This is a genomic window from Johannesbaptistia floridana (assembly GCF_057440575.1).
This window is the reverse complement of the sequence record NZ_JALKVM010000140.1, coordinates 1-19,525: the sequence shown is the minus strand read 5'-3', so window position 1 is coordinate 19,525 and position 19,525 is coordinate 1. Positions and strand designations below refer to the sequence as shown.

General features: G+C 38.2%; 13 protein-coding genes, 1 pseudogene and 2 CRISPR repeat arrays. Of the genes and pseudogenes, 12 read left to right on the top strand and 2 right to left on the bottom strand.

Going from position 1 to position 19,525, the window contains the following annotated elements:
- The 4 genes and pseudogenes from MW688_RS09710 to MW688_RS09695 all read left to right on the top strand — a co-directional run.
- Positions 1-212: pseudogene (locus tag MW688_RS09710) on the top strand (hypothetical protein); the annotation flags it as partial.
- Positions 213-339: 127 nt separating this feature from the next.
- A complete protein-coding gene (locus tag MW688_RS09705) occupies positions 340-822 on the top strand; it encodes a 2Fe-2S iron-sulfur cluster-binding protein (RefSeq protein WP_486735772.1) in 483 nt (160 codons plus the stop codon).
- A 5-nt stretch (positions 823-827) separates the two neighbouring features.
- The gene (locus tag MW688_RS09700; protein ID WP_486735771.1) at positions 828-1,295 is read left to right on the top strand and encodes an allophycocyanin; all 468 of its coding nucleotides are present in this window, start codon (positions 828-830) and stop codon (positions 1,293-1,295) included.
- Positions 1,296-1,319: 24 nt separating this feature from the next.
- Positions 1,320-2,111: a tetratricopeptide repeat protein gene (locus tag MW688_RS09695; RefSeq protein WP_486735770.1), complete on the top strand. Its 792-nt coding sequence runs from the start codon at positions 1,320-1,322 to the stop codon at positions 2,109-2,111.
- 144 nt (positions 2,112-2,255) lie between these two features.
- Here MW688_RS09695 and MW688_RS09690 read toward each other — a convergent pair whose 3' ends face one another.
- The gene (locus MW688_RS09690) at positions 2,256-3,482 is read right to left on the bottom strand and encodes a 2,3-bisphosphoglycerate-independent phosphoglycerate mutase (RefSeq protein WP_486735769.1); all 1,227 of its coding nucleotides are present in this window, start codon (positions 3,480-3,482) and stop codon (positions 2,256-2,258) included.
- 556 nt (positions 3,483-4,038) lie between these two features.
- Positions 4,039-6,155: a CRISPR direct-repeat array (repeat unit 36 nt; unit sequence GTGTTTTAACCTTAGATGCCGTTAGGCGTTGATCAC).
- A 244-nt stretch (positions 6,156-6,399) separates the two neighbouring features.
- On the opposite strand from MW688_RS09690, the gene MW688_RS09685 reads away from it, so the two are divergent.
- From MW688_RS09685 to cas2, 8 genes are all read left to right on the top strand, one after another.
- Positions 6,400-7,398, top strand: coding sequence for a helix-turn-helix transcriptional regulator (locus tag MW688_RS09685; protein ID WP_486735768.1), 999 nt, complete (start codon positions 6,400-6,402; stop codon positions 7,396-7,398).
- A 13-nt stretch (positions 7,399-7,411) separates the two neighbouring features.
- A complete protein-coding gene (gene cas6, locus MW688_RS09680; RefSeq protein ID WP_486735767.1) occupies positions 7,412-8,071 on the top strand; it encodes a type I-MYXAN CRISPR-associated protein Cas6/Cmx6 in 660 nt (219 codons plus the stop codon).
- The gene (gene cas3, locus MW688_RS09675; RefSeq protein ID WP_486735766.1) at positions 8,058-10,409 is read left to right on the top strand and encodes a CRISPR-associated helicase Cas3'; all 2,352 of its coding nucleotides are present in this window, start codon (positions 8,058-8,060) and stop codon (positions 10,407-10,409) included. Before cas6 ends, cas3 begins: the two co-directional genes overlap by 14 nt.
- Entirely contained in the window at positions 10,406-11,893 is a 1,488-nt protein-coding gene (cas8a1, locus tag MW688_RS09670) for a type I-MYXAN CRISPR-associated Cas8a1/Cmx1 (RefSeq protein WP_486735765.1), read from the top strand. Before cas3 ends, cas8a1 begins: the two co-directional genes overlap by 4 nt.
- Positions 11,894-11,930: 37 nt before the next feature.
- Positions 11,931-12,791: a type I-B CRISPR-associated protein Cas7/Cst2/DevR gene (gene cas7i / locus MW688_RS09665; protein ID WP_486735764.1), complete on the top strand. Its 861-nt coding sequence runs from the start codon at positions 11,931-11,933 to the stop codon at positions 12,789-12,791.
- Entirely contained in the window at positions 12,791-13,465 is a 675-nt protein-coding gene (cas5, locus tag MW688_RS09660; protein WP_486735763.1) for a CRISPR-associated protein Cas5, read from the top strand. The genes cas7i and cas5 overlap by 1 nt, the downstream gene beginning before the upstream one ends.
- Before the next feature lie 166 nt (positions 13,466-13,631).
- The gene (gene cas4, locus MW688_RS09655; RefSeq protein ID WP_486735762.1) at positions 13,632-14,546 is read left to right on the top strand and encodes a CRISPR-associated protein Cas4; all 915 of its coding nucleotides are present in this window, start codon (positions 13,632-13,634) and stop codon (positions 14,544-14,546) included.
- On the top strand, positions 14,521-14,802 hold the full coding sequence (cas2, locus tag MW688_RS09650) for a CRISPR-associated endonuclease Cas2 (protein ID WP_486735761.1): 282 nt from the start codon (positions 14,521-14,523) through the stop codon (positions 14,800-14,802). Before cas4 ends, cas2 begins: the two co-directional genes overlap by 26 nt.
- Positions 14,803-15,055: 253 nt before the next feature.
- Positions 15,056-16,312: a CRISPR direct-repeat array (repeat unit 36 nt; unit sequence GTGTTTTAACCTTAGATGCCGTTAGGCGTTGATCAC).
- A 637-nt stretch (positions 16,313-16,949) separates the two neighbouring features.
- On the opposite strand, the gene xdhB is transcribed toward cas2, so the two are convergent.
- The gene (gene xdhB, locus MW688_RS09645) at positions 16,950-19,301 is read right to left on the bottom strand and encodes a xanthine dehydrogenase molybdopterin binding subunit (protein WP_486735760.1); all 2,352 of its coding nucleotides are present in this window, start codon (positions 19,299-19,301) and stop codon (positions 16,950-16,952) included.
- Positions 19,302-19,525 lie beyond the last annotated feature (224 nt).

The window sequence follows — 19,525 nt, the reverse complement described above, 5'->3', positions numbered from 1 at the left end:
CAGGCAAGACGGCTTTTAAAACTAGGAAAAGCGGCCGTATTCCGGCGTTATCCTTCCCTAAAGGTAAATTTGCAGGTCAATATGTAGGGAGAATTGCTATTAGATTCCGTCCTAGTTTTGTTCTGCAATTACCTAATAAAAAATTTGATGTTCATCCTAAATATCTAACACATATTCATCGTAATGACGGGTACAATTATGCTTTCAATTAAAGATTCGCTCCGCTCAGTTTATTTGTTGAACTCCATTCCCCTCCCGTTAAGGGTTCGGCCGTACTCGGCGAAGGCCGAGTCAGGCGTCCGCCTGACCTATAACGGGAGTCCCCTGGAGATATTTTAGATGGGTAAAATCGTTAAGTTAGAACCTCTCAATCAAGAAACCGTTATCAACACCAATGAGAACTTACTCTCAGCCTTGTTACAGGAAGAACTGCATGTATTACAAGAATGTGGGGCCACAGGTAGATGCGCCACCTGCCATGTGTATATAAAAGAAGGGATAAACAGTCTCTCTCCTGTGAGTCGCCGGGAAAAACGCAGTCTAGAAGTAATTACCAGTTGTAAAAGTAATTCTCGTCTAGCCTGTCAAGCAAGAGTCCTCGCTGAAGGAGTAGTGGTGGAAATTCCCAGTGGGATGTATTTGAATGCCATTGACAATATTGAGGATTTAATTGGACGTCGTGCCCAGGAAAATATTTTACACCCAATATCAGGGGAAATTTTAGTAGAAGAGGGTAAGTTAATCACTCGTTCGATGATTACTCAACTCCAACAAACTCAAGGAAAAGTAGAAGAATATTTAGCAAAAACTGACGAGGTATAAATACTATGTTAAAACCCCTTGCTCGTCTCAGCGTAGAAACCGATGGCCGCTACGCCACCGATGCTGAGTTACAATTTTTAGAAGATTACTTTGTTACTCTAGAAAAACGCATTACCACTTATGAAAAAGTACGGGCGGCTGAAAACAAGATTATCGAGAAAGTAGAACAACAAAAACGAGAAATAGATCCAGGCTTATTTAAACTTAATGGTAGAGATATTACCGAAGTGTGTAGACGAGATATGATTGATTTGTTACGTTGCACGACGGCAACCATGTTATTAAATGACTTGGATTATCTACGGGATAATATGCTGATTTGGTATCGAACAATTGTACGTGCTTATCAATATGATCGCCACGATAATGTCATTTACAAACTCTTAGAAAAGAATACCAAAGCTTATCTTACTCCAGAAGAAGCAAAATTAATTAGTCCAGCTTTACAACTTGACCATACTTTAATGAGTTAGATAATTAGTTAGAGGAAAAAAATTATGTCTCAACAAAAACATTGGTTAGATTTTGCCGAAATTGGCGCCGCAGTTATTTCTGTAGGAGGTGCTGCCGCCACAGCTATAGGTCAATCTGCCGCTTTTGCCACCATACCCCTATCTCTTTCTGTTGCTCTTAATTTGATTAATCGTCAACGTCTATTAGGAGAAATCAACACCCATCACCAAGCAGCTATTACTTCTGTGAATAATTCCTTACTAGAAACTGAATCTAGTCTCAAGGAAAATCTCCAGCAACATTCTCAACAACTAGGTTTAGATTTGAATCAACTAAGGGAAAGTTTAGGTAATGATTTAGAACAAATAAAAGTTGATTTTGCCGCAGGAGACCAAAATTTAAGGGAATCTCTACAAACTGTAGATTGTGAGAAAAATAAATTGGCAGAAATAGTCGGTGATTTGCAAAAAATTGAAAACTTCTCCCAAGCAATTCGCACTAATCCCGACTGTGGCGACTTCTATTACCAAAGAGGTTTGAGTCACCAAAATCTCGGTGACAAAGAAGGGGCGATCGCCGATTACACTCAAGCGATTAAACTAGATATCAACCACGCCGCCGCACATCATCAACGGGGTATATTAGAAGCCGAATTAGGCAACAGAAGACAAGCTGTAGAAGATTTACGCCGGGCTGCTAAACTATATTTTGAACAGGGAGACATTGATAGTTATCAACAGGCGCGAGATCTCAGTAAAGAATTCCATGAGATTCACACTCCCTCAATGGAAGAAGGCAGCTTTGAAAAGGTTAAAATGAGAACCTTTTTATCTTAAAAAAAAAGGGCGATCGCTCTTTCAGTTACAGTAGGGTGCGAAAGGCAAAGTGTAACTTAACATAAATCTATAGCAAGTAGGGTGCGTTAACCTGCGTGTAACGCACCATAAAATTATCGACTCAGATCAAATCCCTAATTAAAATTAGGCACCGAATTTTTGCAATCTCCCGGCGTTAGCCAATGCTAAGCCCATAATATCAGTACCGGGACGAGTACCGAGAGAGCCTGCTAAACAGGCATATTCATCGAAACTACTCACATTATCTACTTTAGCTGTTGGAGAATAGAGCATAGTTGGTACAGGATGCCAACTATGTCTTCCCATAATTGCTGGTGTGGAGTGATCTGCTGTTACTACTAAGACATCTGGTTGTAAAGAGGTTACCTGAGGCATGAGAGTATCTACTGTTTCAATTAATTTTACCTTTTCTTGGAAGTTAGCATCTTCCCCATAACTATCAGTTTTCTTCACATGAAGAAAATAAAAATCATAATCTTCTCCATAACACTTAGATAGACTTTCAAATCTTTTTTCCATACCTCCAGGATGGGGTAAGACATCCATTCCCAACAGTCTACTCACACCACGATACATAGGATAATCAGCTATACAAACCCCTTTTAGCTTAAAGCGTTCTTCCAAACTTGGTAAAGGATTATATTTTTCAAATCCCCTCAGCAACACCATATTTGCTGGAGTTTCAGATGCTAATATTTCTTTCACCTGACTCAAAAAAGAATCAACTAAATCTGCTGTTTTTTGAGAATCAGGAGAATTAGCTTTAGCTGGATTCGGTTTAACTCCTATCCTTTGGGGATCAATATCCGGTAGATTCCCCCCTAAGTCATCTCCTCGTAAGACTAAAACAGCACGATATTCACTCACAGTTTCAAAAAAGAATTCTCCAGAGAAATCTAATTTTACTTTCTTGCGAATCTTTTCAGATAAACTCTTATTTAAGTCAGTAGCAATTCTTCCGGCACGGCGATCGCTAATTTTCCCTTCAGCATCTATAGTAGCAAAGTTAGCCCTCGCCGCCACATCTCCTTGTTTTAAATCAAAATCAATCCCTAGAGAAGATAAAACCCCTCTCCCGAGACGATATTTCAGAGGATTATAGCCAAATAGAGTTAAATGCCCAGGACCACTACCCGGTGTAATTCCAGGACCAACAATTTCTAGTAAACCACAACTAGACTGTTTAGCTAACTTATCTAAATTAGGAGTATTAGCTACTTGTAATTCTGTACCCCCCTGTTGAGTATCTGGTAATCCTCCTATGCCGTCAAAAACTACATAAATAATTTTACCCCCAACAGGTATAGCTAAATCTTCCCAAATTTCTGTAATATCTATAGGTATTCTCATAGCTGTAATTTTACTTTTTTACCTATATATCAATAGCAGAAGTTTACTAGGGATTATATCTGGCTAAAGTAATAAATTTGTAGCAGGGAGCAGGGAGCAGGGAGCAGGGAGCAGGGAGTTGTAGGGTGCGAACTTCGCCCAAAGCGCGTAACGCACCAAATTAAGTTATGAGAAAAAAGCAGAATAAATGAGGGCGCAAGCCTTGCGCCCCTACTTTACACTTAAAAAACCAGATCAAACCTATACGAAATCAGAGTTTTAGATTTATTCAGCAAGCCTTAATTATTTTTTGCTTTTGGTGTAAAAATGCAAGCACCTCTGATTGTTTAATTATTTTAAACAAATAAACTGTCTCTAATCCTTACTAGCTCTGGGTTTCAGAGATTTATAAGTGCTTTGAGGTGCTTGCAAAACTCTCTAATCCTTATCAGTTAATGCTTTCAGACAACAAAATTCAATGAAGTTTGCTAAGAATTATCAAATTACTAGCTATTTTCCTGAGGTGCTTGTAAAATTAAGTAGAGGCTATAACCAGTTATGGGTTTCAGCCGTCGCTGTGTTTTAACCTTAGATGCCGTTAGGCGTTGATCACTTTTACGTCCCTCTTTTTGGGGCTTTTTCTTTATGTGTTTTAACCTTAGATGCCGTTAGGCGTTGATCACTATTTCAATGTGGAAAGAAGAATATGAGCTAAGTTGTGTTTTAACCTTAGATGCCGTTAGGCGTTGATCACCAAAAATACCAGCGAGCGCAGAAACATAGGTAATCAGTGTTTTAACCTTAGATGCCGTTAGGCGTTGATCACAAAACGGTTATGTTCTTTGTAATTTTGAAGATTGGGAGTGTTTTAACCTTAGATGCCGTTAGGCGTTGATCACCTTCCTGATGATAGTAACTTTAATTTTGTTGGAAGTGTTTTAACCTTAGATGCCGTTAGGCGTTGATCACGTACTTATTATTTAGTAGATTTTTATCGAGATAGGTGTTTTAACCTTAGATGCCGTTAGGCGTTGATCACACAAATACTTAAGAGTTATTGCCAACTCGTTCTTAAGTGTTTTAACCTTAGATGCCGTTAGGCGTTGATCACGCTAACGTACAAGAAACAATCAACTTTGTAGAAAGTGTTTTAACCTTAGATGCCGTTAGGCGTTGATCACACCAATTTAGCGATTTATACAAATCTGATGATAATAGTGTTTTAACCTTAGATGCCGTTAGGCGTTGATCACCTAATAACATCGAAATAATTGACTAGCCACACACACGTGTTTTAACCTTAGATGCCGTTAGGCGTTGATCACTCTGTTTTGGTGGCGATTAGACTAAATAGCAGTAGGTGTTTTAACCTTAGATGCCGTTAGGCGTTGATCACTTTAGTTATTCCTTGAGACTGAAGATAGTCAGTATAATTGTGTTTTAACCTTAGATGCCGTTAGGCGTTGATCACGGTTTGCCATACTCAGGTTGTTCCCAAGTATCTTCGTGTTTTAACCTTAGATGCCGTTAGGCGTTGATCACATAAACATTCATCGACTTGAATGAAATTATCTACAGGTGTTTTAACCTTAGATGCCGTTAGGCGTTGATCACCTGATTTAATATCAGACGAACAGTGCTATACAGATTGTGTTTTAACCTTAGATGCCGTTAGGCGTTGATCACGACAAAAGGAAGAACAGACACAAACGGAGTAGAAAGTGTTTTAACCTTAGATGCCGTTAGGCGTTGATCACATAAATATATTGTTTTCTTCTATAAACAAAATCAGTGTTTTAACCTTAGATGCCGTTAGGCGTTGATCACGATTCCTACCAATCGTCCCATAGGACAAAAGAAAAAGTGTTTTAACCTTAGATGCCGTTAGGCGTTGATCACATTTTATTGCGCTTATCAGAATTAACAAACTTGTCGTGTTTTAACCTTAGATGCCGTTAGGCGTTGATCACTTCCTATGAAAATATTAAGATATTGAGATGTAGGAAAGGTGTTTTAACCTTAGATGCCGTTAGGCGTTGATCACAATATAGGGAATGGATAGAAAGAACCGACGAAAGAGATGTGTTTTAACCTTAGATGCCGTTAGGCGTTGATCACAATATAGGGAATGGATAGAAAGAACCGACGAAAGAGATGTGTTTTAACCTTAGATGCCGTTAGGCGTTGATCACAAACTACTATAACAGAATATTGTATAAAATAGCAATGTGTTTTAACCTTAGATGCCGTTAGGCGTTGATCACTGCTGTAGTTGAGTATTTTTGTATTTTTGCAACATGTGTTTTAACCTTAGATGCCGTTAGGCGTTGATCACCTGAGTTAGTAGTAATCGCCGATGCTGATTTGAATGTGTTTTAACCTTAGATGCCGTTAGGCGTTGATCACGCGATCGCTATTACTATTTTTCCTGTTGATTGAGGATTGTGTTTTAACCTTAGATGCCGTTAGGCGTTGATCACACACAAAACAAAAATAAAGAAAAGGAGACAGAATCGTGTTTTAACCTTAGATGCCGTTAGGCGTTGATCACAGCAGACATTTTGTTGAGTTTATACTCGTTCCTAATGTGTTTTAACCTTAGATGCCGTTAGGCGTTGATCACAGTACCTGTAGGCTCTAAAACTACAGCACTAGGGGGTGTTTTAACCTTAGATGCCATTAGGCGTTGAGCACACAGCACACAGGAAGAGTATCTCTTTAACTACTCCAAGTTGTAGAACTTGGGGTATTCTTTTTGTGTTTCTGGCTTTTTAATCAGGTGAGGCGATCGCCCTTTTAAAATTAACTAACTATATAATTATATAAAATTCTATTTGTATTAAGTAAATTTAAAATAATTAATTTAGTCTAAAGCGGAAGCTTTTTTTCCGGGTTGATTGTATAAGATTGATTTAACAAACACTTTAAGTGATTGATTATGGTCAATAACACAAAATTGTCGCCCCGTCGTCTGGAAAGGTTCCTCCAAATCGATGAGCTACTGCGCAGCAGGCGTCGTATGACACAACTGCTAATAGCAGAAGAACTAGAAGTAACAGAAAGGACAATTCGAGATGACTTAAATTTCTTGAGAGATAGATTTTCAGCACCTTTAGTTTACAGTAAAAAAGATGGTTGGTATTACACAAATTCTACATGGAGATTGCCGAGTATATCTTTGACTAATGGGGAATTATTTGCCTTAACCTTGGGAGCAAGAATGCTGCAATCATACGCAGGAGCTGCATACGAACCAGAATTAAGGTCAGCGATTGAACGTTTATCGGAAAGATTACCAGAAAAAACTTGGATTGACTTACAACAGTTAGCGGATGAAAGGATAGTTTTTCGTTCAGGAGTAGAAATTAATCTTGACCCAGATATTTGGCAAAAGTTATTAGAAGCTTGTCGTAACTTCAAACAGATTTGGATTTATTATTACACGGCGAGTCGCAACCAATATTCTGAACGAGTGGTTGACCCTTATTTACTGCATATTTATCGCGCTACTAATCCTTATGTGATTGGGTTTTGTCATAAAAGAGAACAAATTCGCTGGTTTCGGGTTGATAGAATTCAACAAATAAAAGTACTAGATGAAGTTTTTGAACCAGATCCTAATTTTGATCCTCAAACCTATCTTGACCAAATTTTTCAAGCCGAAGTAGGAGGAGATCCTGTGCCTGTGGCTATCTGGTTTGATAAACATCATGCTCCTTTTATCCGTGAAAGACGTTGGCACATTACTCAAGAGATTACCGAACATGATGATGGTTCATTAACTTTGTATTTAATGAGTGGAGGACTAAACGAACTAAAGCGGTGGGTATTGGGTTATGGCCAAGGGGCTGTGGTCAAAAAACCAACGGAGTTAGTTAACTTAGTCAAAGCCGAAGTTGAGGGGATGACTCAACATTATCAACTGTCTAGAAATTAAAAAAAGTAACACTATGAATTTTCTTGAGATTCAATTTTCCTTAAGGGGACAAACTTTACCAGCAGATCATGGTTATGCCCTCTACTCTGCTATCAAAAAGCTATGTCAAGAACAAAAACCATCACTATTAGATAATCAAAATTTATCTTCAGATATTTTACTATCTAGTATTCCGGGTATTCCTGATAAAAGTGGTATGATTTATCTTAATAAAATGTCTCGGTTTCGTTTTCGATGTCCGGCGGACCAAGCAACACAATGGTATCGCTTGTTTCAAAATCAGGTTTTAGATATTAGAGGTCATTTAATACGATTAGTTCAACCTCGTTTAACCTTGCCTACAACCAGTAAAGTACTAAAAGCAAGACTAGTTATCTTTCGTTTAGAAAAATGGAATATTCAAGAAGCACCTTTTCAATTTTTAGAATCTTGTCAGAAGGCTTTAGAGAAAATTGATGTTAAGGGTAAAGCTTTTATTGATAGTAATTACCAAGGAGATTTGGCATTAAAAGCTATCAAAATTAGAGATAAAAATGTCTTAGGTTATGGTGTTGTTGTGGAAGACTTAAATGAAGATGATTCTCTCAAACTTCAAGGATTAGGTTTAGGTGGCCGTAGACATTTTGGCTGTGGATGGTTTTATCCTGCTTGGGAGGAAAATGATGCGGCTTAATTCTCAATTAAACCCTAATATTTTACTGGCTAAGTCTTTTAATTCAGGTAATTGGAAAGGTTCTTATGGATTAGTAGGACATACGGCAGATGTGGTTAATGCTATCACCATTTTAGTCGATATTTTAGGCGATCGCCTTATTGAACAGTTTGGTCTTCAATGTAGTTTATCACAATTAAGAGCTACCGCTCGTAAAAGTGCATATCTTCATGATTGGGGAAAAGCTAATCAACATTTTCAAGGGATTGTGAGAAGTAAAATGGAAAAAGCTTTCCCTAAACGCTTTATTCCAGAAAATCCTCAACTTATGCGACATGAAGTGTTTTCAGTTTTACTAGCTTGGGAATTCAAAAAATGGTTAGAACAAGGGGAAGGAGATTTTTTTACTGCATTAGTAGCAGCCGGAGGACATCATCTGAAATTAGGAGGAAGAGGAGGAAAATCTACCGATGAATTGGGGGAAATTCGCCAAAGTGGAGATGATAAATTATATTTTTATGTCATTGATCTAGTGAAGGGAAAACCTCAGTTTAATCGACATTTTCATCAACTTTTAAAATATGGAATCAAAGCTCTAAATTTACCCCAAAAAATCAAATTTTCTCTAGAGTTTAAACAAAAATTATCTGAAGAACATTCTTTGGTTTGGTCTATTAGAGAAATCAAAAATAAGAGACAAACAATAAAAGAGTCTCTCTCTAATGAATGCCAAAGTGACCCAGTTTTTCTCGCTGTTGTTAAAGCTTTATTAATTGCAGGTGATGCCATCGGTTCAGCCATTCCTAATGCTAATGAGTTAATTCAGAAGGAAAAAAGAATATCTATTAAAGAATGGATTACTTCAGAAGTAACAAGAACTCTTGATGAACAGAAACTTCAAAAAGTAATTAATGCTCGACTTGATGGAAATCAACTCAGACCATTTCAAATTGATTTAGGTCAAAGTTCCCCACGAGTTACCCTAGCTAGGGCAGGATGTGGTACAGGAAAAACATTAGGAGCTTATAACTGGGCAAAATCGAAAGCACTGGGTAGAAAACTTATTTTTTGTTATCCAACAACGGGCACTAGTACGGAAGGTTTTTTAGATTACGTTCATAATCAAGTAGATTCAGTTTTGCTTCATTCTCGTGCTGATGTAGATTTAGCAATGGCTACTACGGGAGAGGAAGATGAAGCAGGAGAGGGGATTAATAATGAAGTTGCCCTGAAACTGGAGTCTTTTAAAGCATGGGGAAGAGAAGCGATTGTATGTACGGTAGATACGGTTCTGGGATTGCTTCAATGTAATCGTAGACCCATTTATTGTTTTCCGGCGATCGCCCAAGGGGCTTTTGTCTTTGATGAGGTACACTGTTATGATGATCGCCTATTTGGTGCCTTATTGCGGTTTCTAGAAGTGGTCAAAGCACCCATATTATTAATGTCAGCTTCATTCTTACCTTGGCAACTAGAAGCTATTAAAAAAGCAGTGGGAGAACCTATTGAGATAATTAACGGTCCAGTTGAATTAGAAACAGAACCACGTTATTATTTCCAATATACTGAAACACCAAATTGGCAAAGAGTTGAACAAGAACTTAACAACAGGGGTAAAGTCCTATGGGTTTGTAATCAGGTAAACACAGCAATTTCTGTTTACCAAGAGGCAAAAACCAAAGGAATCAACGCCATAATATATCATAGTCGCTTTCGCTATGAAGATCGGGTACAACATCACCGTGATGTAGTTGATGCCTTTAAACCAGGAAATAATCAACCTATTTTGGCGATCGCCACTCAAGTTGCGGAAATGTCTCTTGATTTATCAGCAACACTATTAGTTTCACAAATCGCAGATCCTGCGGGATTGATTCAGCGTTTAGGAAGATTAAACCGCCGTTATTGTGGTCATGCTTTAGACGCCTTATTTTATCATGATGAAAAGGTTGGCCATCCCTATGCTAAAGAAGAACTTGAAAACGGGTTAAAGCTTATTGAGTCATTCACTGATGAAGTTTCTCAAGCAGATTTAGCTAAATGGTTAGAACAGTCTGACAAGCAGGGTAACCCAGATAAAGAATCAGTTTTATTAGACAAAAGTTGGCAAACCTATACTGCATCTTTACGAAAAGCAGGTTTTAATGTCACAGTATTACTTGAAGAAGATTTGAACACCATTAAATCTATCCCGTCAAAAGAAATTCCTCGTTTTACTATTCCCATTCCAGCAAATCCTAGAGAAATTAAGCAATGGAATAAGTACAAATTTTACCCGATTGCCCCTAGTACTCAATGGGCTTATTCCTCTGAATTAGGGGCTTATAAAATTAAAAACGAGGCCAAAGAATCAGAATGACAGAAATTATTCTATCTATTTTTGACCCTAATACTCTATTACCACACCGTGCCGGAATTGCTGGTTTAGCATTAGCTTTAGATGCCATCAAGCCATCGGATGTTCCCTTTCAGTGGGAAGTTACTGAAGATGAAGTAAAACTTTCTTGGGAGTGTAGCGACAAGGAGGCTGTTTTAAGCTTACTAAGACAGACTTATTGTCTTGTAGATGGTTACTTAGATGTTCCTGCCCTTAATCTTGGTCAACAGGAAAAGTACACTTTTACAGAAGGGGTAATAACCACATTTTTACAACATAACCAACAAAGAAAACTAAACAAGCAATCTATTTCACTTAGTTTTCTTATTGACGAAGGTCAACCAGAAATTTCTCGCAGTTTTCGGCCTGTTGAAGATTGTTACTACACCAAAGATTTAAAAGAAGCTTTCAACTCCAAGGGCATATTTAAAACAAAAATTCCCCTAAAAGGTCATCATTTACCAGGATTAGTAGAATGTTTTGCCCATGGTACTTATCAAGAATCACCAGAAGGTTTTTTAGCTCTTATTTTTCTTCCAGTAGCTTGTAACTATTATCAACTACCCAACTATCGCTCAGCAGTTGTTATTCCTGAAGTTAAAAATCTCACAGAATGGGTAAAACGTCGTAAGAAAAATGCTGGAAGCAGTTACCGAGATTTTAGCTCTAGTAGTTCGGGAGAATCTGCCCTACGCTTTTTGTTGCAAGACAAACTCATAGAAGATAACCAAAATTTCCGAGTTGATTACTGTGAAGTTTATCAATTAGGCAAACAACAATGGGATGGTAACCAAAATTACTTAAAACAAGCTGTATATCGAGTTAAAACTAATGAAGAAATTTTAGATTTATACGATTCAGCATTCCAGTTTTTTAAATCTCAAGTTCGCACCAATAAGAAGGGAGAAACATATTTAGCCATTTCAAAAGTTTTACCTTGGCTTTGTGACAATCTGATTACTGGTAAACCCTGGTATTTAGGTTTCTACAACTTTTGCAAAAAAAACAAAAATAAAATTTATGAACGACAAGGATTAGTCAAAATGTCTCAATATCTTGATGCTTTAGAACAAACATTATTTGATGCTGTACAAGGTGCTTTTAGTAATTTTTTACGAGAGCAAATCATAAAAGCTCAAAAACAAGGTCGCAAGCTTGATTACCCACAAGTTACCAATAAAGTCATTAACCGTTTACAAAGACCTAGTACTCAACAGGACTTTGCTAAAACGATGGTTGATTTTGTGACTCGTCATCGTAGCAAAGCAACTAGAGGCGTTGGACCAGAAATATATCAATGGCTGCATAAAGATAATAACTGGAGAAAAGCCAGAGATTTAGCTTTGTTAGCTATTGCTAGTTATACAGGAAAAGGAAAAGATGGGAAATCGGAAATTCCAGAAGAAGTTCTAGATGAATCTAATACTGATTTAGATTCTGAAGAAGGATTTGAAATGACTGTTTAGTTAATATTAATCAAAAAAATTCAAGGAGTTATTAATCATGTCTCAACACATCTTTGTCACCGTAGTTACCCCCACTGCTGTTGCCTCTAATAATAGAGGCGAAGGGGATGGCAGTACTCTATCCACCTTGCAAAAAATCACCAGAGGGAATGACCAGTATACTACCGTAAGTGCCGATGCTATTCGCTGGGGATATCGAGAATGTTTACAAAATTCCCAACCAGATAGAGTAAATCGCACCTTTGATGCAGAAACCGATAAATACCATATCAAAGATGAAAAATACAATGCTAAAACTTACATTGATGACGATCTTTTCGGGTTCATGGATGCTAAAAAAGGAGAGGATAATAAAGATGCTACGACTAAGCGGAGAGGGGTATTAGAAGTTAGTCGCGCTATTAGTTTAGATCCTTATTGGGGTGATATTGTTTTTGGTTCTAAAGGAGGGGAAAAAGGAACAACATCTATTCATACTACAGAAGTTCACTGTACAGCTTACCAATATACTTTAGCTCTTACTCCAAGTAGTTTGAAAGACCCCAAACGAGCTGAATTATTATTAGATGCTATTCCTGCTATTAAGCATGTGGGTGGTAATCATGCTCGTTTCTTATACGAATTCCGTCCTCAATCCATTGTTATACGAGTCACAGAAGATCCCAGTCCTTGGATTATGAATTCTTTTGAAAGAGTTGGTGAATCAGTAGGTTGTCCTCGTTTGGTTCGTTTAGTTGAGGTTAAAGATATTCCTGCATCCGAGTTAATTGTAGCGGGAGAAATCGCTGATACTGCCTATGGGGAAAAACTTACAAGCTTAGGAGTTGAAGTAAAACGAGGCATCAAAGAAGCAATTACTTTAGCTAAAGCAATGCTAAATGTCGAGGTAAAAGCCTAATGGAAAATCCCCTATATTTAGAATGTCCTTGTACTAGTTTTCCTCGCAGTTTTGCCAGGGATTACCGAGAAACCTATCTTTATCCCCCTCCTTCTACTATTTATGGTTTTTTACTCTCATTAGTAGGAGAAGAAGATTTAACAACCCATTTAGGCGTTAAATTGGCTATTGGCATTATTGAAAATCTACCGCCCATTTCCCGAATTGTTCGCAAACAAAGGCATCATAAATTCAGTAAAACTCACATGGGAACTTATCCCCCTAGTAAGTTTTCCAAGCCCAATTTTCAAGAAATTCTCACTGATTTAAAAATAGTAGTAAAAGTAAATTCAACCAATGAATCAACTACTATTAAACTTGATGAAAGAGTGGCGATCGCCCTTTCATCACCAGAACAAATTACTCGTTTTGGAGGATTATCCCTAGGAGAATCTTGGTCATTAATTAACGGCATCAGAAACTATAGACCTGATGATGGCAAAATTCAATGGCTAGTTAGAGATAATCGAGGATTAATTGGCTTGCCTATTTGGATTGACCGCACAACAACTAGAGGTATATTCCAGAGGTTTACTTTAAGTAAATCTGATGAATTTGATGAGAATTGTTGGACTGAAATTACAGCACCTGTAACTACTAAAAAATCTAATTCTCGTTCCTCAAAAAAGAAATAATACTCCCAATTGATTGTTCCTATATTAGGAACATAAGAAAATGTATAATTTTCTCAAACTTGCACCTTGAAAACTGAATAAATTTCTTTTGAAGTCGGAAGATTTTTTGCCTGGTCTGTTAATTATATTGGTAGCAAAGCAATATAAATCTAACCAAAATATTAAGATGAAAACTACTGATTTAGAACAGAGAACTAGCATTAACTCAACGGAAGAAACCATGAGAGTTTCTGCCCTTCATGCCTTTGCTTATTGTCCTCGTTTATTCTACCTTGAGGAAGTAGAAGAACTTTATACCCAAGATTCAGCAGTATTTGCTGGACGACGGTTACACGAAGAAATAGATAAACAAGAAGATGAAGAATGGCTGGATCTTTACCTAGAAGACGAAATCTTAGGACTAAGGGGACGGGTTGACGCTTTGCGTACTCGTGATGGTCAAACAATTCCCTATGAACATAAACGGGGTCACTGTCATCGAGATGAGAATAAAAAACCCCAAGCTTGGGACAGTGATAAACTGCAAATTCTAGCTTATTGCTGTTTAATTGAGGCATCCCTAGGAATCAAGGTTCAAGAAGGTAGAATTCGTTATCATGCTGATAATGTCTTAATCCATGTCACAGTTGATGAAGAGGCTCGAAAATGGGTATCCGATACTATCCAACAAGCAAGGGAATTAAGAAAATCTACTTATCGTCCCCCTGTGGTTAGTAATGAGTATTTATGTTCTCGTTGTTCTCTATCTCCTGTTTGTTTACCTGAAGAGGCTAGACTTGCACATAACAAAGAATGGCATCCCGTTCGCTTATTCCCACAAGATGACGAACGAGAAGTAATTCATGTACTTGAACCAGGCACAAAAGTAGGACGTACGGGAGAACAACTCAAGATTAGCCGACGTAATCAAGCTGAACAAAAGGTCTCCATACAACAGGTTAGTCAGGTTGTGCTTCACAGTTTTTCCCAAATCTCCACTCAAGCCCTCCATTTTCTCTCACATAAAAATGTAGGCATTCATTTTGTCTCAGGTGGCGGTCGTTATGTAGGGAGTTTTGATAATCGTTCTGGCATGTTATGACATCCGCTGTCCTAAGCGGTGGCGAAAAGTCTACAAACTTTTACAGGGTTATGGCGATCGCCTACAGTACTCTATTTTTCGTTGTTGGCTTAGTCAAAGAATGCGGGAAAAATTGCGCTGGGAATTGGAAAAAATCCTCACCACTGAAGATGACCTAATTTTAATTCGTCTCTCTCAACAATGTGTTAAGGACTTGCCTAAATATAACCGTCCTAACACTTGGTTATTAGATGATACAGGTTTTCGTGTGATTTAAAAATGCAAGCACCTCTGGTTGTTTGATTGTTTGGAACAAGGAAAATGGCTCTAATTTAGACTATCATTGGGTTTCAGGCATTTATCTAGGCCCAGGAGGTGCTTGCAAAACTCTAGAATGCTTGCCACCAAAGGTTTTGAGTCCACACAATTAAGTTGATTTGGCTAATAATTATTAATTTACTAGCTATTTTACAGAGGTGCTTGTAAAATTGACTAAGGACACAGATAAATTATGGGTTTCAGCCCCTGCTGTGTTTTAACCTTAGATGCCGTTAGGCGTTGATCACAAGCTGGCGTTCAAATGTTTGCGCGTGGTTTTGCTGGTGTTTTAACCTTAGATGCCGTTAGGCGTTGATCACAACGCCCGTAGGCTCAAGAACTATAGCGGTAGGGTTTGTGTTTTAACCTTAGATGCCGTTAGGCGTTGATCACAAGGCAAAGTAGTCCACTTGCTCAAGAGATGCACAGTGTTTTAACCTTAGATGCCGTTAGGCGTTGATCACTGTGGAGAACAGATGAGGTTTTAGAGAGGCGCACTAGTGTTTTAACCTTAGATGCCGTTAGGCGTTGATCACGTTTTATTGTGTATTTAGATAATGAAGACGTATAAGTGTTTTAACCTTAGATGCCGTTAGGCGTTGATCACATCCTTCCGCAAAGAAAAATCTTCTTCAGAAATCCAGTGTTTTAACCTTAGATGCCGTTAGGCGTTGATCACCTGAGAATTTACCTAATTCCCTAGAACTTCTAGATGTGTTTTAACCTTAGATGCCGTTAGGCGTTGATCACTAACAAGTTGCTGAAAATATCAGCTTAAATAGAAAGTGTTTTAACCTTAGATGCCGTTAGGCGTTGATCACATAATTACCTTCTGTATAGATTTCCCGCCTACAATAGTGTTTTAACCTTAGATGCCGTTAGGCGTTGATCACACTCAATTTGGCGATTAATCAAACCAATTAGATAATTGTGTTTTAACCTTAGATGCCGTTAGGCGTTGATCACGAAAATTTATTTACAATAATTGACGAAGAAGGAGGAGTGTTTTAACCTTAGATGCCGTTAGGCGTTGATCACGTGAGGAAACTCAAAAGACCCTAAAAAAGAGGAAGTGTGTTTTAACCTTAGATGCCGTTAGGCGTTGATCACAGAAGTTAGTAAGGACCAAAAAACACAAACAATACTGTGTTTTAACCTTAGATGCCGTTAGGCGTTGATCACGTGTAATTCGTCTAGAATTTAACGTATTCATCGATGTGTTTTAACCTTAGATGCCGTTAGGCGTTGATCACATGTTCCCTTTGGTGATGTTTTGGGCGATCGCACGTGTTTTAACCTTAGATGCCGTTAGGCGTTGATCACAGAAAGTTGCAGCTTCAACCTTGCAAGAAGAGAAGAGTGTTTTAACCTTAGATGCCGTTAGGCGTTGATCACAAATAATCAGCGAGAGCGAAAGCATCAAATTCATCGTTGTGTTTTAACCTTAGATGCCGTTAGGCGTTGATCACATTATCTCAGTCTAGTTAATCGGACTATCCGTAATCTTTACATTAAATAATTTCTGAAAATCGTGTCAGTCCGTCGTTATTTATCCTCAGAAATTCAAGTTCAAGTTCGACAACGAGCCAAATATTTATGGGTCTTCCGTATTTAGTATGCCTCAAAAAGTCAGAAACGAGACGGGGTAAGTAAATTAGCTAAACTGATACTTTCTTTGACTCAATCCTTTACCCCGTCTCCTTTTAAAAGATTAATACAGATTTTTAGCATACCAAACACGATAGAACCAGATTTCGGCGATCGCTGTGTTTTAACCTTAGACTCACATCTTGCACCAGAACTTATGTACTAAATTAACCTCAGAAAAAGTTCATTTCTCTTTCGCCTAAGATCTTACAAAGGTAAACCAATTTTTAAGCGTTGAGCATTAATTCTTTAACTCATTACTTCAAGACTTCAAGACTCCAAAACTCCAAGACGTCAAGACTTCTTACTTATTACTTCAAGACTTCAAGACTTCAAGACTTCAAGATTCATCCACCACAAATAACTTTGGGTAAAGATGCAAGATCTGAGTTAGATACTGTCCTAGCGTTGTCACACACACAGCACACTTATTCCCAGTTAGCGCGATCGCTTCTTTGATTAGTGTATTTTAACCTTAGATCCCGCTAGGGGTTGATCGCAGACCAAATCCGCTTTAACTACAGAAGCGCGGCGGACCTTATCTATAGCCATGAGAATTGCTTCAGGAGTAGCGGGAGAAGCTAGGGAGACACAGTCAACTTCACCAAAGGCAGCTACTGCCTCACGAATAGCTTCACGTACAGAAATGGCTAACATCAGAGGAGGTTCACCTACAGCTTTAGAACCATAAATTACTCCTGGTTGAGGTACATTCTCTAAAAAGTTAACAGTGAAATTCTCTGGGATTTCACTTATAGTAGGTATTTTATAAGTACTAGGGGCACAAGTACGTAACCTACCTTGGTTATCCCAGACTAATTCCTCCATCGTTAACCATCCCATACCCTGGACAAAACCCCCTTCTATTTGACCTCTATCAACTAAAGGATTGAGGGATTCTCCTACATCATGGACAATATCTACTTGTTTTAGCTTAAATGTACCAGTAAAACCATCAACCTCCACTTCACTTACGGCCGCACCAAAAGCATAATAATAAAAAGGGCGACCTTTGCCTGTTTTCTGGTCAAAATGTAAATTAGGGGTACGATAATAACCAGTGGCTGCTAAACTCACTCTGTCTAAATAAGCCTGTTTAATAACTTCATCAAAACTAACCCTCTGTTTGGGATGTCCGGCACAATATATCCAGTTATCTTCAAAAACTAGTTCTTCTGGTGCGTAAAGTTTGAGTAATTTTGTAGCAACTGGTGCTAATCTTTCTTTAATTGTTTCACAGGCATTTTTCACCGCCTGTCCATTTAAATCAGAACCAGATGAAGCCGCCGTTGCTGAGGTGTTGGGCACTTTATCAGTACTTGTGGGCATTAGGCGAAAACGTTCTAAGCTAACACCGAGGGATTTAGCAGCTACTTGTAACATTTTGGTATGTAACCCTTGTCCCATCTCTGTTCCCCCATGATTAAGCTGAATGCTACCGTCGAGATAGATTAAAACTAAAGCACCAGCTTGGTTATATTCTGTTTTAGTAAAAGAAATACCAAATTTAACGGGAGTAATGGCTAAACCTCTCTTCTTATAAGCATTCTGACGATTAAATAGTTGAATCTGGGTTTGTCTTGCGATAAATTCGGCTTTATCTTTTAACTGTCGCCAAATTGCTGGCAAGCGGTTGTTGATAATTTCTTGACCATAATGAGTGGTGTTAGTCTCTCCAACCCCTTGATAAAAGTTACTTTGGCGAATTTGTTCTGGAGGTAACTTGAGATAACGGGCAATGCGATCTATGATCTCTTCTATTACCACCATCCCCTGAGGACCGCCAAATCCCCTAAAGGCTGTATTTGATACTGTATTAGTTTTAGCGACTTTCCCGGTTACTACTAAATTCGGTACATAGTAGGCATTGTCTATATGAAACAAAGCCCTTCCCATGACTGGAGGAGATAAGTCTAAACTCCAGCCGCCATTAGAATATAAATCTACTTTTAAGCCGCTAATTTTTCCTTCTTCTGTAAATCCTACTTGGTAACTTCCCAAAAATCCGTGGCGCTTGCCTGTCATTAACATATCTTCTTTTCGCTTCAAACGTACTCGCACTGGTTGACCTGTTTTTTGGGCGGCTATAGCAGCTACTGCGGCACTAGGATTAGCTTGGGTTTCTTTGCCTCCAAAACCTCCTCCCATCCGTAAACAGGTTACAACTACTTGATTTCGGGGAATTCCTAAGACTTGGGCTATGATTACTTGGGTTTCAGTGGGGTGTTGTGTGGAAGCATAGACTTGATAGTTACCTTCTACATCGGGTATCACCCAACTGGTTTGAGTCTCTAGGTAAAAATGGTCTTGTCCTCCAATTTCTATTTCCCCTTCTAATGTATGTTTACTTTTTTCTAAGGCAACTGTGGGGTTTCCTCTGGTAATTACTTGGGTTTCTCCCTGAAAACTTTCTCTGGCGATCGCCTCTTTTATGCTTAATATCCCTTCTAACTGTTCATATTCTATTTTTACTTTTTTTGCCCCTTCTCTCGCCGCATCTTCTGTTTCTCCTACTACCCATACCACTGCTTGACCATAATAATTAACTTCATCGGTAGGTAGTAAAATCTCATCTTCTACTATTAACCCAGTATCGTTTTTCCCTGGCACATCTTCCGCCGTTATTACTGTAACTACTCCTTCTACTTCTTCTACTAAACTTATGTCTATATTTTTGATTTTAGCGTGGGCATGAGGGGATAAAACTGGGTATATAGATAGCATATCCTGGGGAAGACGCTGATCGTCTGTATAAATCGCTTTTCCTGTTACGTGATTTACCGCGCTTTCATGACTTCTATGTTTATTCATTTTTTCTCTATATTAATCGCTCTATTTTAAACTGTTTTTGTATACTGTATACAGTAGAGTAAAAAAGGCTCAAACAAACTGTATATTAAACTACTTTTTAAGATAAAACAATTTCCTACAAAAAGTCAATAAGGTAAAATTTGACTAAATCTGAGATAAATAATAAAAAGTCAACATCCCACCACGATCATCGGAATACCGATTATAGTGGGGGCTTGCAAAAG